Below are 16,843 nucleotides of genomic sequence, written 5' to 3' on the forward strand. Positions count from 1 at the left end.
TGCAGTTTGGCGAAAGTGACGTGCGATGAGTGAGCTGATCGTTGTGGCCCCGCTGGCGGGCTGGGTGACGCCGTTGCCCGAGGTGCCGGACCCCGTCTTTGCCGAAAAGATGCTGGGCGACGGCTTGGCCATTGATCCGGTCAACGATACGCTGTGCGCGCCGTGCGATGCCACCGTGCTGACGGTGCATGAGGCGGGGCACGCGGTCACGCTGCGCAGCACCGACGGTTATGAGCTGATCTGCCATATCGGCGTCGACACCGTGTCGCTGGGCGGCAAGGGGCTGACCCCGTTGGTGACGGCGGGGGCCAAGGTGCTGGCGGGCCAGCCGCTGATCCGCTTCGATCTCGATTATCTCGTCCAGAACGCGCCCGCCGTCGTCACGCCCATCATCGTCGCCGATGCCACCCGCTACGGCGTCGAGCCGATCGCCAACGGGCTGGTCGCGGTCGGTGATCCGCTGCTCCGCGTCGTGCCGCTGGTGGTCGAGGCGGTGGTCGCCGATGCCGGTGGCGAGACGCTGGTCGAGGAAATGGTCGTCGCGCTGTCGCACGGGCTTCACGCCCGTCCGGCCGCGCGGCTGGTCGAGGCGGTGCGCCGTCATGCCGCGACCGTCACCCTTCATCATGGCGATCGTCACGCCTCGGCGCTCAGCGCGGTCGGGTTGCTGGGCCTGGGCCTGGGGCATGGTACCACGGTGCGGATCGAGGCGAGCGGGGCAGAGGCCGCCGCCGCCATGGCCGAGGTCATCGCGTTCCTGAACGACGCGACGATCAAGGATACGCCGATCGACGTGCCCGAGCCGGTGCGTGGCGAGGGCCCCGGACTGGGCGGCGTGCCCGCCGCGCCGGGGCTGGCGGTCGGCCCGATCCACCGCCTGACCCGCGCCGCCATTCCGGTTGAGCTGACGGCCGGGCCGGTCGCGGAGGAGCGTCAGCACCTGGCCGACGCGCTTGCCCGCGTCCGTGCCGGGCTGGCCCAGGCCGCCGAGGCCGGTGGCGCGCGGGGTGGGGTGATGGCCGCGCACGCCGCGATGCTCGCGGACCCGACGCTGGGCGATGCGGCGCTGGCCGCAATCGACCGGGGGTTGAGCGCGGGCGTGGCGTGGCAGGAAGCCATTACCGAACAGGTCGCAGTCCTCGTGGCGAGCGGCGACCGCCGCATTGCCGAGCGCGCGGACGACCTTCGTGATCTGGAACGCCATGTCCTGGCCGCCCTGGCGGGTCTGCCCATCGAGGGGCCGAGCGTGCCCCGGGGTGCGATCCTGGTCGCCGAGGATCTGCTGCCCAGCCAGGTCGCCGCGCTGGATGCCGCCGTCGTGGCGGGTATTGCGCTGGTCAAGGGCGGGCCGACTTCGCACGCCGCGATCCTGGCGGCGGGCATGGGCCTGCCCATGGCGGTGGCGTTCGGCGAACCGCTGGCGGCGCTGGAGGATGGCCAGGTGATCGTGCTCGACGCCGATCGCGGGCTGATCGACCCCGAGCCCGACGCCGATGCGCAAAGTGAGGCGCGTGACACCATCGCCCGTCGCAAGGCCGAGACCGAGGCGGCGCGCGCCGCGACCGGACCCTGCCGGACACGCGACGGCACCCGGATCGAGATGTTCGCCAATCTCGGCTCGGTCGCCGATGCCGAGGCGGCGGTGATCGAGGGGGCGGAGGGCTGCGGCCTGCTGCGCACCGAGTTCCTGTTCCTGGAGCGCGAAACCGCGCCGACCCGCGACGAACAGGCGCGCGATTATCAGGCCATCGCCGATGCGCTGGGTGATCGGCCGATGATCGTCCGGCTGCTCGATGTCGGCGGCGACAAGCCCGCGCCCTATATGGACCTGCCCGTCGAGGAAAACCCGGCACTCGGCCTGCGCGGCATTCGCGTGTCGCTCGCCGATCCGCAACTGCTGGAGGATCAGGTCGGCGCGATCCTGTCGGTGCGCCAGCCGTGCCGGATCATGGCCCCCATGGTCGCCAGCCTGTCCGAACTGGAGGCAGTGCGCGCCGTGGTCGAGCGGCATGGCCGAAAGGCCGAGGTGGGCGTGATGATCGAGACGCCCGCCGCCGCGATTTCCGCCGATATCCTGGCGCGCAAGGCCGACTTCTTCTCGATCGGCACCAACGACCTGACCCAATATACGCTGGCCATGGACCGCGGCAACGCGGCGGTGGCGGCGGGGGTGGACGGGCTTCATCCGGCGGTGCTGCGTCTGATCGGCGCGACTTGTGACGGTGCGTCCCGGCACGATACGCCGGTCGGCGTCTGCGGTTCGCTGGCCGCCGACAGGCTGGCGGTGCCGATCTTGCTGGGGCTGGGCGTCACCGAATTGTCGGTGCCGCCCGCGCGTGTCGCGGCGATCAAGGCGCTGGTCGGCAAGCTGGAGATGGCCCGCTGCCGCGCGGCGGCCATCCATGCGCTGGCGCTTCCGTCGGCGGCGGCGGTTCGTGCCCATATCACCACGTTGCTTCAGGAGATCGGCGCATGAGCTCGCCCATGGCCTCACTACAATCGCTCGGGCGGGCCCTGATGCTGCCTATCGCGGTCCTGCCGGTGGCCGGACTGCTGCTGCGCCTGGGGCAGGCGGATATGCTGAACATCGCCTTCATGGCGAATGCGGGCAATGCGATCTTCGACAATCTGGGCCTGCTGTTCGCGGTCGGCGTCGCCACCGCCTTTGCCCGCGACGGCAATGGCGCGGCGGCGCTGGCGGGCATCACCTGTTATCTCGTCACCATCAAGGGTGCCGAGACTTTGGTCATGCCCCCGGCCGATCTCGCCAAGGGGCTGGCCACGGATATCGCGGCCACCGTCGAGGCTGCATGGCGGGCAAAGTCGATCCACCGGTTCGACGTGCCGATCGGTATCGTCTCCGGCCTGATCGGCGGCAGTTTCTACAACCGCTTCGCCACGATCAAGATGCCGGAATATCTGGCCTTTTTCGGCGGGCGTCGCTTCGTGCCGATCATCTCGGGCATTGCGGGCCTGGGTCTGGCCGCGCTGCTCGGCGTGGCGTTCGGGCCGGTCAATGCGGGCATCGACGGCCTGAGCCAGGGCATCGTGCAGGCGGGTGGGCTGGGGCTGTTCGCCTTTGGCGTGCTCAACCGCCTGCTGGTCGTCACCGGCCTGCACCACATCCTGAACACCGTCGCCTATTTCGTGGTCGGCGATTATCACGGCAAGACCGGCGACCTGACCCGCTTCTTCGCGGGCGATCCGACTGCGGGCGCGTTCATGAGCGGCTTCTTCCCGGTCATGATGTTCGGCCTGCCCGCCGCCTGCCTCGCCATGTACCACGAGGCGCTGCCCGAGCGGAAAAAGGCGGTCGGCGGCATGTTGTTCAGCCTGGCGCTGATGTCGTTTCTGACCGGCGTGACCGAGCCGATCGAATTCAGCTTCATGTTCCTGGCGCCGGTCCTCTACGCCTTCCACGCCATCCTGACCGGCCTGTCCGAGGCGTTGATGAACGCGCTGGGCGTCCGGCTGGGCTATACCTTCTCGGCCGGTCTGTTCGACTATGTCATCAACTTCGGCAAGGCGACCAAGCCGCTGATGCTGGTGCCGATCGGGGCGGTCTATGCGCTGCTCTATTACGGCGTCTTCCGCTTCGCCATCCGCCGCTGGAACCTCCAGACGCCGGGTCGCGAGGCCGAAGAGGCGTCGGGTGAGGACGTCATCGTAGAGGCCGGTGCGGCCCCGACGGCGGGTGGTCGTGGGGCCACCTTCGTCGCGGCGATGGGCGGCAGCACCAACCTGACCGAGATCGCCGCCTGCACCACGCGTCTGCGCCTGATCGTCGCCGACCCGACGCAGGTCGACGAGCCCGCGCTCAAGCGGCTGGGCGCGCGGGGCATCCTCCGCCCGTCGCCCAGCGGCGTGCAGGTGGTCGTGGGCCCCGTCGCCGACACGATCGCGATGGAGATGCGCGAGGCGATCCAGGCCGGACCGATCGCCGCGACCCGGCAGGCGGTGACAGCTGTGCCCGTCGCTGCTTCCGCCTCGTCTGTATCGTCCGGAGCGCCGGACGTCTCCATACCCAAGGTCGTGCTGGACGCGGTCGGCGGAACGGCGAACATCGCCTCGGCCAGCCACCATGCCGGACGCTGGCGGATCGTGCTGGTCGATCCGTCCCGTCTGGGGACGCTGTCGGACGCGCAGATCCGCACAAGCGTGCGCGTGGCCGACGATACCGTGCACGTGCTGATGCAAGAAAAGGTCATCATCTGATCGACAGCCATGTTGCCGCCGGTCGAACAAAAAGTGTAGGCAATTCCTAATTTTGTTTAAAACGGTCGCGACACAAAGCGTCGACGATCGCGAGGGAGGATGTGTTGCCAATCGAACTGGCAAGCGGCGTCGATGACAAGCGTTTGTACCGCGCGCCGGCGCTGGAAAAGGGGCTCGACATCCTGGAGCTTCTGGCGGGGGAGGAGCATCCGCTGACCATGAGCGCGATCGTCGCCCGGCTGGGCCGATCGACCGGCGAGCTGTTCCGCATGATCCAGGTGCTGGAGCATCGCGGCTATGTCGCGCAGGGTGCAGACGGCTATGTCATGACGCCGCGGCTGTTCCATCTGGGCCTGAAGCGCCCGCCGGTTCGTAGCCTGATGGAGCAGGCGCTGCCCGAGATGCGCAGGCTGGCCGACGATATCGGGCAGTCCTGTTATCTCGCGATTCCATCCGGTGCCGATTCCTCGGTGATTGCACGGATGGAGGCGGACACCTCGGTCGGGTTCTCGGTGCGGGTCGGGTATCGCCGTTCGCTGCACGAGACGCCGTCGGGCCGAACCCTCTACGCCTTTCAGTCGGAGGCCACCCGGCGCGAGTGGGAGTCGCTCTTCGATCCGCCCCTGTCGGACGAGGCCCGCCAGGCGCTGCGCCAGGATGCCGAGGCGCTGTCCACCCAGGGTTTCGCCCGGTCCGACAGTGCCGAGCTCCTCGGCATGGTCGAGCTGGCCTGTCCGATCATGCGCCAGGCCCGGGCCTGCGCCGTCCTGACCGTGCCGTTCATCCGCATCACCGATGCCCCCGTCGGCGAAGACGAGGCGCTGGCCCGGTTGCGCGACACCGCCCGAGTGATTTCCGACCATTTGATCGGCAACGACGCCCGCATCTGATCGCGGCCCAATCGGCTTGTCCGCGCCCGGCTTCACGGCGATAGAGCGCCGTTCCCGATTGAACAAATCCGGCGACACGGGACTTTACCGTTCGGGTCGCGGCATCGCCGAGCAGGCGACCGTCGGGACGGATACAGGTCGGGAACGATACAGGGGGGCCGTGGGTGCTGCTGAAATACTATAAGGGTTCATTTATCTTCACCGCGCTCTGCTTGGGCGTCGCCGCCTGGCTGGGCTTCCAGAGCACGGGGACGTTGCCGGGTACGCTGGGCATCCTGTGGATCGTCCTGGTGCTGGGCGTGCTGGAGGTATCGCTGTCGTTCGACAATGCGGTCGTCAACGCGACCGTGCTGCGCGACATGGACGACAAGTGGCGGCACCGCTTCCTGACCTGGGGCATCGTCATCGCGGTGTTCGGCATGCGGATCATCTTCCCGCTCGCGATCGTCGCGATCGCCGCGCATCTGGGGCCGATCGAGGCGGTGAAGCTGGCGGCGGGCGATCCGGTCCGGTACGAACAGATCATCACCTCCGCCCATGTCGGTATTTCGGGTTTCGGCGGCAGCTTCCTGGCCATGGTCGGGCTGAACTTCTTTCTCGACGACGAGAAGGACGAGCATTGGATCGCCGTGATCGAGCGCCCGCTGGCGGCGCTGCGCAGGATCTCGGGGCTGGCGACCGGCATCGTGCTGCTCGCGCTCTACGTCATCTCGCGCTTCATTCCGGCCGAGGAGGCGATGACCTTCATCACCTCGGGCATCTTCGGCCTGCTGACCTATATCGCGGTCCATGCCATCGGCGTGGTGCTGGAGGGTGACGGGGACGCCGCCACGGGTGCCGCGGCACGGTCGGGCTTCGCGGCGTTCCTGTATCTGGAGGTGCTGGACGCCAGCTTCTCGTTCGACGGGGTGATCGGCGCGTTCGCGCTGTCGAACAACCTGTTCATCATCGCGCTGGGCCTTGGCATCGGGGCGATGTTCGTGCGTTCGATGACGATCATGCTGGTCGAGCATGGCACGCTGGCGCAGTATCGCTATCTCGAGCACGGGGCCTTCTACGCCATCGTCGCGCTGGCCGCGATCATGCTGCTGTCGGTGCGTTTCCACATTCCAGAGACGATCACCGGCCTGATCGGGGCAACATTGATCGGTCTGGCCTTCTGGGCTTCGGTGCGCAGCAACCGCAAGCATCCCGAGCAGGCGCTTGCCGATGCCGAGCCGGTTCACCCATCGGGCAAGCCTATCGGCGATTGACCGTTCCGGGGACGTGACGATGGAACCGATCGGCCCGGCGGGGATTGGCCTTTCCATACGCTGGGTGAGGGATCCAAGTCATGTCGGTATCTGCCATCGATACCTTGCGGCGGGAACGTTCGCCGTCCGATCGACCGCTGTTGACCGAGCTGTTCCTGAAGGAACGCGGGCGCGACACGATGACGCCAGAGGATATCGCCACGCTGGAGGGCAGCATCGACGAGGTCCGCGCCATACCCGCGCGGACCATCGTCGTCCGCCGCGAGGAGCGGGTACGGTCGAGCAGCCTTTTGCTCGAAGGGGTGATGTGTCGGTACATGGACGATCGCCAGGGCAACCGGCAGATCGTCGCCTTCCATGTGCCGGGTGATTTCGTCGACCTGCACGGCTTTGCCATGCGGCATCTGGATCACGATGTCGCCGCGCTGACACCGGTACGCGTGGCGATGGCCGGGCATGACCGGCTGGGGCGGATCGTCGCGGGCTATCCCCGGCTGACCCGCCTGTTGTGGTTTTCGACGCTGCTCGATGCCGCGATGCACCGCGAATGGGTGTTCCGGCTGGGGCGGCTGGAGGCCGATGGCCGTGTCGCGCACCTGTTCTGCGAGCTTCATGCGCGGCTTGCCATGGTCGACATGGTCCGCGACGGCACGTTCCGCTTTCCGGTGACCCAGATCGATCTGGCGGAGGCCACCGGGATCACACCCGTGCACCTCAACCGCGTCCTGCGGTCGCTGCGCGAACGTGGATTGATGACCTTTCGCAGCGGCGAGGTTCATATCCTCGACCTCGACGCGCTGGCGGCGCTTGCCGATTTCGACCCGGCCTATCTCTATGGCGGCGGGCCGACGCTCGACCAGGCGGGGTCATGACGAGCCGCGGCGTGCCGTCGCATGTTCACGACGATGCGGGACAGGCCACCGCCGAGCAGGGGATCGTCATGCTCGACGGTCCCAATGGCGTGGCGGTGGCGATGACGCCGGGGGCCGCGCGGCAGACCGGCAAGGAGTTGCTCGCCGCTGCCGTCCGGGCCGAGGCGCAGCTGGGCGACGCCTGATCACCCGGTTCCCGTGGCCGGACAGTGCTTTACCCCTTCGATCAGAGGCCTATGATGACGCACGTTTCATGAACGGGAGTGTTTCTTGCGTCATCCGTCCCTTGCCGTCGTCCTGTCGACCCTGATGAGTACATCCGCCCTCGCAAGCGGCGCGGCCATGACCGCCGCCCCGCAGGCGGCGCAGGCCCCCGCCACCAATCCGCTGCTCAGCCCATGGACCGGCCCCTATGGCGGCGTACCCCCCTGGGACAAGGTCAAGCCCGAGCTGTTCCCGGCGGCGTTCGAGGCCGCGCTGGCGGAGCGTCGCGCCGACTATGACCGGATCGCCAATGATCCGGCCAGGCCGACCTTCGCCAACACCTTCGTGCCGATGCAGAATGCCGGGCAAACTCTGAACCGCGTGATGACGATGTTCGGGGTGATGACGGGCAATATGAACACGCCCGCCTATCAGGCGCTGGACCGCGAATGGTCGCCCAAGCTGGCCAAGGCGTCGGACGAGATCACCTTCAACCCCAAACTGTTCGCGCGGATCGAGGCGATCTACAAGGCGCGCGACACCAGCGGGCTCGACGCGCAGCAGAAGCGGCTGGTCACGCGCACCTATGACAGCTTCGTGCGGCAGGGTGCCAAGCTGACCCCGGCGCAGAAGGCGGAACTGTCCGCCTTCAACCAGAATCTCGCGATCAACTTCAGCGAGTTTTCCCAGCGACTGCTGGCGGACGAGGGCACGGCGATCATCGTCACTGACGAGGCGCGGTTGGCGGGCCTGCCTGACAGCGTGAAGGCAGTCGCCAAGGCGGCGGCGGCCGAGCGCGGGCAACAGGGCTGGGCGATCGTCAACACCCGCTCGGCGGTCGATCCGGTGCTGACCTTCGGCACCGACCGGGCGCTGCGCGAGCAGGTGTGGCGTGCCTTCACCAAGCGCGGCGACAATGGCGACATCAACGATACCAAGGCGACCATCGCCCGGATCGTCCGCCTGCGCGCCAACCGCGCGCACTTGCTGGGCTTCAAGACCCATGCCGACTGGCGGATGCAGGACACGATGGCCAAGACCCCGGCCGCCGCGATGGACCTGATGATGCGCGTCTGGCCCGCCGCCAAGGCCCGCGTCGCCGAGGAGGTCCGCGACATGCAGGCGATCGCGGACGCCGCTGCCGCCAAGGGGGAAGGGGCCAAGATCACCATCGAGCCCTGGGACTATCGCTTCTACCAGGAGAAGGTCCGCAAGAGCCGCTACGATCTCGATCAGGCCGAGTTGAAGCCCTATTTCGAGTTGAACAACATCATCCAGGGGTCGCTCTACGCAGCGAACCGGCTCTATGGCCTGGAGTTCAAGGAGATCACCGGCACGGTGGCGGTGTTCGAGCCGAACATGCGCGTGTGGCACGTCACCCGCAACGGCAAGGAAGTGGGCCTGTTCTACCGCGACGATTTTGCGCGGACCGGCAAGCGTTCGGGCGCTTGGGCGAACACCTATCGCGGCCAGCGAAACCTGCCGCCGGTGCAGAATGTCCTGTCGTCCAACAACAACAATTTCGCCAAGGGCGCGAAGGGCGAGCCGGTCCTGATCAGCTTGGACGATGCCGAGACGCTGTTCCACGAATTCGGCCACGCCATCCACGCGATGTTGCAGAACGTGACCTATCCGGGGCTGGCGGGCACGCCGCGCGACTTCGTGGAATATCCCAGCCAGGTGAACGAGCATTGGCTGCTGACCCGCGACGTTCTCGACAAATATGCCCGTCACTACAAGACCGGCCAGCCCATGCCGCAGGCGCTGCTCGACAAGATCAAGGCGTCGGAAACCTTCAACCAGGGTTTCGCGACAACCGAATATCTGTCCTCGGCGATTCTGGACATGAAGCTGCACACCATCCCGGACGGCGTGGTCGACCCGGCCGCGTTCGAGGCGACGACCTTGCGTGAGATCGGGATGCCGAAGGAGTTGGTGATGCGGCACCGCCTGCCGCAGTTCAATCACCTGTTCTCGTCGGACAGCTACTCGGCCGGTTATTACAGCTATCTCTGGTCGGAGACGATGGACGCCGACACCTTCGCGGCGTTCGAGGAAGCGGGCAGCCCGTGGGACAAGGCCACGGCGGACCGCTTCGCGCGGATCCTGTTGTCGACGGGGAACGAAACCGACCGCGCCGAGGCGTATCGCGCGTTCCGGGGGCGTGATCCAGACGTGAACGCGCTGCTGAAGCAACGCGGCTTTCCGACGAAGTAACTCCTAAATCCTCCCCAAGCTCTGCTTGGGGAGGGGGACCATCGCGAAGCGATGGTGGAGGGGCTAGGGGCGGATGCCCCTCCACCACGCCCTGCGGGCGCGGTCCCCCTCCCCATCGGAGATGGGGAGGAATGGGGCGTTACAGCGCCTTCAACCGGATCGCCTGGCCGCCGCCGGGGGCGAGCGACAGGGTCAGCGTGTCGCCCTTCTTCACCCGCTTCGTCTCGAACGCGATCGAATGCCGCGCGTCGGTGGCATAGGTCGCGCCGGGGCCGTCCTCGTAGACCTGCGCCTCATAGCTCTTGCCCGGATCGAGGAAGTCCAGCGTCACGGTCAGGTCGCGCGCATTCTCGTCGGTGATCGAGCCGACATACCAGTCCCGGCTCTTGCGGTCCCGCCGCGCGAAGGTGACGTAATCGCCGACCTCGCCGTTCAGCACGCGACTATCCTCCCAATCGACGGGCACGTCCGCGATGAAGCGGAAGGCCTGGGGGTATTTTGCGTAATTCTCCGGCGTATCGGCCGCCATCTGCACGGGGGAATAGAGGACCACGTACAAGGCGAGTTGCTTGGCGATGGTCGACTGGATCGGGCTGTCGTCGCTGCCGGTCAGGCTGAGCACGCCGGGCGTGAAGTCCATCGGACCCTCCAGCATCCGGGTGAAGGCCAGGTTGACCTCATGCTCGGGCGGGTTCTTGCCCGGCCACGCGTTATATTCCATCCCCCGCGAGCCCTCGCGCGCCAGCCAGTTCGGATAGGTGCGGCGTAGGCCCGTATCCTTGACCGGCTCGTGGCTGTCGATCGAGACCTTGTATTTGGCGGCCGCCGCCAGCACGCGCAGATGGTGGTTCACCATCCACTGGCCCTCATGCCATTCGCGGCTCACCGAGCCGTCAGGGTTCACCCGCTCGATCTGCCCAGCATCGGCGACATAGCCCGTCTTCACCACATGCTCGCCATGATCGGCGGCGAATTTGAACGCCGGGTCGAACTGGCTCTCATAATGGCTGACCGCGCCGCCCGTCTCGTGATGGCCGATCAGCGAGACGCCCTTGGTCCTGGCATACTTCGCCAGCGCATCGGCGTCGAAATCCTCCGCCGGGGTCGCGAACTGCATCGCCGAGCCGTTGCCCGCCCAGTCGCCGTCCCAGCCGATATTCCACCCCTCGACCAGCACGCCGGGAATGCCGTATTTGGCGGCGAAGTCGATATAGGTCTTCACATTCGCGGTGGTGGCGCCGTGGCGGGGGCCACGCGCCCAGCTCCACTCGCCCTTGATCATCTTCCACCAGACGCCGACGAACTTGCCCGGCTTTACCCAGGACACGTCGCCCAGTTTGTTGGGCTCGTTCAGGTTGAGCATCAGGTGGCTCATATAGAGCCCGCCCGCATCGGGTGCGATCAGCAAGGTCCGCCAGGGTGTCGTCCACGCGCCCTTCTTCACCACCTTGGGCGCGCCCGAGCCGGGGGTGAGGACCGCCTTGAAGCTGTTCCCCTCGGTCTTCATCACGGCCATGCTGGCATAGTCGACCAGCGCCGCCTCATGGATAGCGATGTGGGTGCCGTCGTCCAGCTTCATGGTGATCGGCGTCGCCGCCGTGCCGACACCGGACAGGGGCGTGCGGTTGTAGAGATATTCCTCGCGATTCCACAGGAAGGCGGGCTTCCACCAGGCGGTGCCGCCTTGCGCGATATTGAACTCGGTCAGTTCCTCGGCGATGTCAACCTTGGGCATCGCCTGCTGTTCGGGGAATTCGTAGCGGAAGCCGACGCCGTCATCCTGCACCCGGAACACCACGTCATAGCGGCGATGGAGCGCGCTCGACTCCATCAGGCGGACGCGCATCTCGCGGTGATTGTCGCGGATGGTGCGCCATTCGCCCCAGGGCTGGGTCCAGCTGGTGTCGGACTTGGCGTGGCTGACCGCCTCGATCTTCATGCCGCGCTCGATCTTGGGCGCATCGGTGAACATCATGCCCAGCCGCGAGGGGGCGACGATCGCCTTGCCGTTGCGGGCGATCATATAGACGGCGCGGCCGTCATTGTCGGTCGACACCTGCACGGTGATCTGGCCGTTGGGCGAGGTCTCGACCGCGTCGGGTTGCCCGGCGGGCCTGGCGAATTTGAACGTCTCGTTGACCGCCGGATCGGCGGGGCCGTTCTGGGCAGAGGCGGCGCTGGCGATCAGGGCGCCTGCGAGAATGGGCCCGATGGCAATGGTCGTCTTCATGCAGTCATCTCCCGGATCGCCGCCCCGAACGCGCCCAGGCGTTCGTCGGTGGCGTTATTGATTGTGACCAGCACCCGCTGCCCGCGCGGCAGGACAGGAGGCAGGGTCACGGGCGTGTCGCCCAGATTGAACAGGCAGAGCAGTCGCTGCGATCCCTCGCGCCGCTCGAAGGCGAGCAGTTGCTCGTCGGCGTGCAGCAAGGTCAGGTCGCCGACCGCCAGCGCGGGCGTCTCCGCGCGAAGGCGGACGAGGTGCCGCGTCAGGTTCAGCAGCGAATCGGGGTCGCCGTCCTGCCGGTTGACCGCCAGCGCGGCATGATCGGGGCCGGTGGGCAGCCATGGTTCGGCGTCCGAGAAACCACCGTTGATGGCATTGCTGCTCCACGGCATCGGCGTACGCACCCCGTCGCGCGACAGGGTCAGCGGCCAGTTCGCGATCGCCTCCGGGTCCACCAGCCGCTCGAACGGCACATCGACCTGGGTCAGGCCCAGTTCCTCCCCCTGATACAGGAAGGCATTGCCGCGAAGCGACAACAGCAACAGCATCTTCATCCGGGCAAACGCCTCGCGATGCTCCGGCGTGGTCCAGCGTGACACGGCACGCGGGGCGTCGTGATTCTCGAACGCCCAGCTCGGCCAGCCGACACCCGGCGCGGCGGGCCATTTCGCCAGCGCCTCGGCGACGATGCGCGGCGTCAGCCGATCGGCATAGAGGAAGTCGAAGCCATAGGCGGTGTTGAGCCGATGGTCCCCGGCCGTGAACATCTTCATCTCGGCATCCGCCTCGTCGCCGCCGACCTCGGCCACGGTGAAGCGGGCGCCATAATCGTCCAGCGTCGCGCGGATACGCTCCAGGAAGGGGACGATATCGGCATGGCTCTGATTGTAGAGCTTGAGCTGGAAGTCGAACGGCCGGGTCCGCGTCTTGCCCGTGTCGGGCGCGGGCGGGTTATCGCGCAAGCTCGGCTCGTGCATCATGAAGTTGATCGCATCCAGCCGGAAGCCGTCGACGCCCCGGTCGAGCCAGAAACGCGCGGTCGCCAGCAACTCGGCCTGCACGTCCGGGTGATGGACGTGAAGCTGCGGCTGCTCCTTCAGGAAATTGTGCAGATAATATTGTCCGCGCCGCGCGTCCCAGGTCCAGGCGGGGCCGCCGAACACCGACTGCCAGTTGGAGGGCGGCGAACCGTCGGGCTTGGCATCGGCCCAGACATACCAGTCGGCGCGGGCGTTGGTACGGCTCGACCGGCTTTCCGTGAACCACGGATGCTCGTCGGAGGTGTGGCTGTACACCTGGTCGATGACGACCTTCAGCCCCAGTTCGTGCGCGCGGGCGACCAGTGCGTCGAAATCGGCGAGGCTGCCGAAGATCGGATCGACATCGCGGTAATCGGCGACGTCATAACCGAAATCCTTCATCGGCGAGGTGAAGAAGGGCGACAGCCAGATCGCATCCACCCCCAGGCTGGCGACATGGTCCAGCCGCGCGGTGATGCCGGGCAGGTCGCCGATGCCGTCGCCATTGCTGTCGGCGAAGCTGCGCGGATAAATCTGATAGATCACCGCGCCCTTCCACCAAGGACGGGGGGCGGTGGGTATGGTTTCGGTCATCGACGGCTCTCCGCCGCGCAGACGGCATAGCCGAAGGCGGGCAATTCCAACATCAGGCTCCCCGGCGCGGCGGCGGTCGGGGAACAGGCACCAGCCATGGCGGTGAAACGTTGCGATGCCGTTTCGACCTGCACGGCCTGGGTGATCGCCTTGGCCGAGGTGTTGAAGGCGATCAGATATTCACGCCCCGTGGCGGGGTCGAAGCGCGACACGGCGAACAGGCCCGGTGCGTCGCCGCGCGCGCGGATCACCTGACGCCCGCGCGTCAGGGCCGGGTTGGCGACGCGCAGGCGGGCGAGCGTCGCGATCTCGCGGTAGAGGGGGTGGGTGGGCACGAAGCTGTCGGTCGCGGTGGTCTTCGAGGTGCCGACCAGCTTGTTGTCGTTATAGCTGGCGACCCTGCTCGCGAACATGTCCTCGCGCGCATCCTGATCGTTGCCGTCGCCCGCGAAACCCTGTTCGTCGCCCGAATAGATGGTCGGCACGCCGCGCAGGGTCAGCAGCATCGCGTGGCCAAGTTCGACCCGCTTCAGCATTTCCTCGTCCGAGGCATGGGGGTTCGCCATCCGAACGTCGCGTGCGAAGCGGCCATGGTCATGATTGCCGAGGAAGGTCGGCAGGATGTCCGCCGTCGCCTCGCCCCTGGCATAGAGGACATCGCCCTCGAACAGGCTGGCGAGCGTACGGGTCGGCTTGTTCTCGGCAACCGTCTGGATCACCGCGTTCATGAAGGCGAAATCGAGGACCGCCGGGTAATCGGCGATCTTGGTCCAGCGCGCGAGATAGCCGGGCTCCATGCCCGCCGTCACCTCGCCGAAGATGTGGAAGTTCGGGATGCCCTTCGCCTTGGCCCGGTCCAGCATGGCGGGCACGAAGCGGCGCCAGAATTCCGGGTTCACATGCTTGGCCGTGTCGATGCGAAAGCCGTCGACGCCGAAGCGGTCGATCCAGCTGCCGTAAATGTCGATCATACCCGAAATGACGCGCGGATTTTCGGTGTAGAGATCGTCCAGCCCCGAGAAATCGCCGGTGGTCGAGCTTTCGTCCTCGAAGGTCGTATTGCCGCGATTATGATAGTAGATCGGGTCGTTGAGCCATGCTGGGGTCTTGGCGTTCTTCTCCGCCGCCGGGACGTAAGGCGTGTATGCGTAGTTCGGATCGGTCAGATGCGCGAAGTTCGCTGCCGTCTGCACGTCATCGCCGACAAAGCCGGCATTGATCGGCCTGCCGTCCACGCCTCCGCGCCTTTGATACGGATAGGTCGCACGGTCGCGATAGGGGCAGGGTGAGCCCTCCGCGCATTCGCGATACTGGATCACGTCCGCCGTGTGGTTGACGATGATGTCCATATAGACCTTCATTCCCCGGCCATGCGCCGCCGCGATGAAGGCGCGCAGATCGGCTTCGCTCCCCAGATGCGGATCGACCGTGGTGAAGTCGGTGATCCAGTAACCGTGATAGCCCGCGCTCTCCTCGCCCTTGGCGCCCTGCACCGCCTTGTTCCTGAAGATCGGCCCCAGCCAGATCGCGGTCGCGCCCAGCCCCTGGATATAGTCGAGCCGCTTCGTCAGCCCCTTGAGATCGCCGCCATGATAAAAGCCCTTGTGCGTCGGATCGAAGCCGGTGGTCAGCGGCCCGCCCTTCAGGCCGCCGCGATCATTGGCGGTGTCGCCATTCTCGAACCGGTCGGGCAGGACGAAGTAGATCACCTCGTCCTGCGGCAGGCGCTGGCGATAATCCTGCGCGGCCAGTGGCGTCGCCGTGGCCAGGAGCGCGAGCAGCAGTTTCTTCATGCGAAAACCTTTTGAACGGGCGCGGCGCAATGCGCGGCGAGAAAGGCGTCGTGCGTCGGCAGCCGGGCGGCCACCTGCGCGGCATGACGCCGGGTCAGCGACAGGAAATCGTCGAGTTCATGCGCCGACAGGGTATCGGCCAGCGCATGATGGCCGCCGGGCAGGATATTCTGGCCGATCATCACCTGCACCCAGGCCGGCTCGGCGAACAGCTCCTCGCCCTCGCGCCGGAAACGCCCGTTTGCGCGGAACAGGGCGATCCGGGCGGCCAGGCTCTCGGGCAGCGGCGTCGCGCGCCGTTCGGTCCAGAAGGGCTCGGTTCGCGCATTGGCGTGGTAATGGAGGATCAGAAAATCGCGGACGCCCAGCCATTCAGCCGCCGTCTCGGCATTATAGGCATCCATGTCGACCGGCTGGAGCGTGCCGCCGGGCCAGAAGTCCAGCAGCCGCGCGATTCCCGACTGAATCAGGTGGATGCTGGTCGATTCCAGCGGCTCCAGAAACCCCGCCGCCAGTCCCAGCGCGATGCAGTTGCCGACCCAGGCGCGCCGCCGCCGCCCGGTGGTGAAACGCAAGGGGCGGGGATCGCCGACCGCCTCGCCGCCCAGCGCGGTCAGCAGGCGGTCGGTCGCCTCGTCATCCGACAGATGGCGGCTGTCATAGACCAGGCCGTTGCCGGTGCGATGCTGAAGCGGAATACGCCAGCGCCAGCCCACGCCATGCGCGATCGCGCGGGTATAGGGAGGCAGGGGGCTGGTCCGTTCGCTCGCTACCGCCAGGGCGCGGTCGCAAGGGAGCAGGTCGGACCAGTCATCGAACGGCTCGGCCAGCGTCTCGCCGATCAGCAGCGCTCGGAAACCCGAACAGTCGATGAAGAGGTCGCCCGCATGAACCTCGCCCCCGTCCAGCACGACGTGGTCGATCCGCCCGGCCTGATCGTGCGCGACCGAGGCGATGCGTCCCTCCACGCGCGCCACGCCCGCGCTTTCGGCATGGCGGCGGAGCAAAGCGGCATAGAGGCTGGCGTCGAAATGATAGGCCCAGGCCAGGCCACTGGGCAGGTCGGGACGGCCGGGATCGGGGGCGAAGCGGCCCGCCATCGCCGCCTGCGCGCCCGGCATATGGCCCCAGAGCGAGGCCGGGTTCGCCGCCCCGCCGCCGCGCAGCCAGTAATGATGGAACGGCGCCAGCCCCAGGCCGCGCCCGATGCTGCCGAAAGCATGGAGATAGCCGCTGCCTTCGCCCGACCAGCCCTCGAACCTTATGCCCAGCTTGAAGCTGCCGTTGGTGGCCCGGAGGAACTCGGCCTCGTCCAGCCCCAGCATCTGGTTGAACAAACGGATGCCGGGGATGGTGGCCTCGCCCACGCCGACCGTGCCGATCGCGTCGGATTCGATCAGGGTGATCCGCGTCGAGGCGGGGACGAACCGCGCAAGGGCCGCCGCCGCCATCCATCCGGCGGTGCCGCCGCCGACGATCACGACCCTTTGGGCGATATGGTCTACGGCGGGGGGGGCGTCCATGCGGCGTCTCACATTCGGGATTCCCGCGCCGGCAGT

At 67.0% G+C, this 16,843-nt stretch carries 11 protein-coding genes; 7 read left to right on the forward strand and 4 right to left on the reverse strand.

Features of this window, described 5'->3' with window-relative positions; all coding sequences use genetic code 11:
- Positions 1-25: 25 nt before the first annotated feature.
- The 7 genes from ptsP (at position 26) to U1703_RS04565 (ending at position 9,651) form a co-directional block, all read left to right on the forward strand.
- Complete coding sequence (gene ptsP, locus U1703_RS04535; protein ID WP_332784770.1) at positions 26-2,476, forward strand: phosphoenolpyruvate--protein phosphotransferase; 2,451 nt, start codon at positions 26-28, stop codon at positions 2,474-2,476.
- Entirely contained in the window at positions 2,473-4,215 is a 1,743-nt protein-coding gene (gene nagE / locus U1703_RS04540; RefSeq protein ID WP_332784771.1) for an N-acetylglucosamine-specific PTS transporter subunit IIBC, read from the forward strand. The genes ptsP and nagE overlap by 4 nt, the downstream gene beginning before the upstream one ends.
- 104 nt (positions 4,216-4,319) lie before the next feature.
- Positions 4,320-5,105, forward strand: a complete 786-nt coding sequence (locus U1703_RS04545) for an IclR family transcriptional regulator (protein WP_332784772.1) — start codon at positions 4,320-4,322, stop codon at positions 5,103-5,105.
- 167 nt (positions 5,106-5,272) lie between these two features.
- Entirely contained in the window at positions 5,273-6,358 is a 1,086-nt protein-coding gene (locus tag U1703_RS04550) for a DUF475 domain-containing protein (protein WP_332784926.1), read from the forward strand.
- 80 nt (positions 6,359-6,438) lie between these two features.
- Positions 6,439-7,230, forward strand: a complete 792-nt coding sequence (locus U1703_RS04555) for a Crp/Fnr family transcriptional regulator (RefSeq protein ID WP_332784773.1) — start codon at positions 6,439-6,441, stop codon at positions 7,228-7,230.
- A complete protein-coding gene (locus tag U1703_RS04560; RefSeq protein WP_332784774.1) occupies positions 7,227-7,415 on the forward strand; it encodes a hypothetical protein in 189 nt (62 codons plus the stop codon). The genes U1703_RS04555 and U1703_RS04560 overlap by 4 nt, the downstream gene beginning before the upstream one ends.
- A gap of 124 nt (positions 7,416-7,539) precedes the next feature.
- The gene (locus tag U1703_RS04565) at positions 7,540-9,651 is read left to right on the forward strand and encodes a M3 family metallopeptidase (RefSeq protein ID WP_332784775.1); all 2,112 of its coding nucleotides are present in this window, start codon (positions 7,540-7,542) and stop codon (positions 9,649-9,651) included.
- A gap of 139 nt (positions 9,652-9,790) precedes the next feature.
- Here U1703_RS04565 and U1703_RS04570 read toward each other — a convergent pair whose 3' ends face one another.
- The 4 genes from U1703_RS04570 to U1703_RS04585 are packed head-to-tail and all read right to left on the reverse strand — an operon-like array spanning position 9,791 to position 16,807.
- Positions 9,791-11,881 carry a glycoside hydrolase family 97 protein gene (locus U1703_RS04570; protein WP_332784776.1) on the reverse strand — a complete coding sequence of 697 codons (2,091 nt, stop codon included), beginning with the start codon at positions 11,879-11,881 and terminating at the stop codon, positions 9,791-9,793.
- The gene (locus U1703_RS04575; RefSeq protein WP_332784777.1) at positions 11,878-13,491 is read right to left on the reverse strand and encodes an alpha-glucosidase; all 1,614 of its coding nucleotides are present in this window, start codon (positions 13,489-13,491) and stop codon (positions 11,878-11,880) included. Before U1703_RS04575 ends, U1703_RS04570 begins: the two co-directional genes overlap by 4 nt.
- Positions 13,488-15,284, reverse strand: coding sequence for an alpha-amylase family glycosyl hydrolase (locus U1703_RS04580; RefSeq protein WP_332784778.1), 1,797 nt, complete (start codon positions 15,282-15,284; stop codon positions 13,488-13,490). The genes U1703_RS04575 and U1703_RS04580 overlap by 4 nt, the downstream gene beginning before the upstream one ends.
- Positions 15,281-16,807 (reverse strand): tryptophan halogenase family protein, encoded by a 1,527-nt coding sequence (locus tag U1703_RS04585; RefSeq protein ID WP_332784779.1) that lies wholly within the window; start codon positions 16,805-16,807, stop codon positions 15,281-15,283. Before U1703_RS04585 ends, U1703_RS04580 begins: the two co-directional genes overlap by 4 nt.
- Positions 16,808-16,843: the final 36 nt, after the last annotated feature.

It is taken from the genome of Sphingomonas flavida (assembly GCF_036663655.1).
Taxonomy (GTDB): Bacteria; Pseudomonadota; Alphaproteobacteria; order Sphingomonadales; family Sphingomonadaceae; genus Sphingomonas.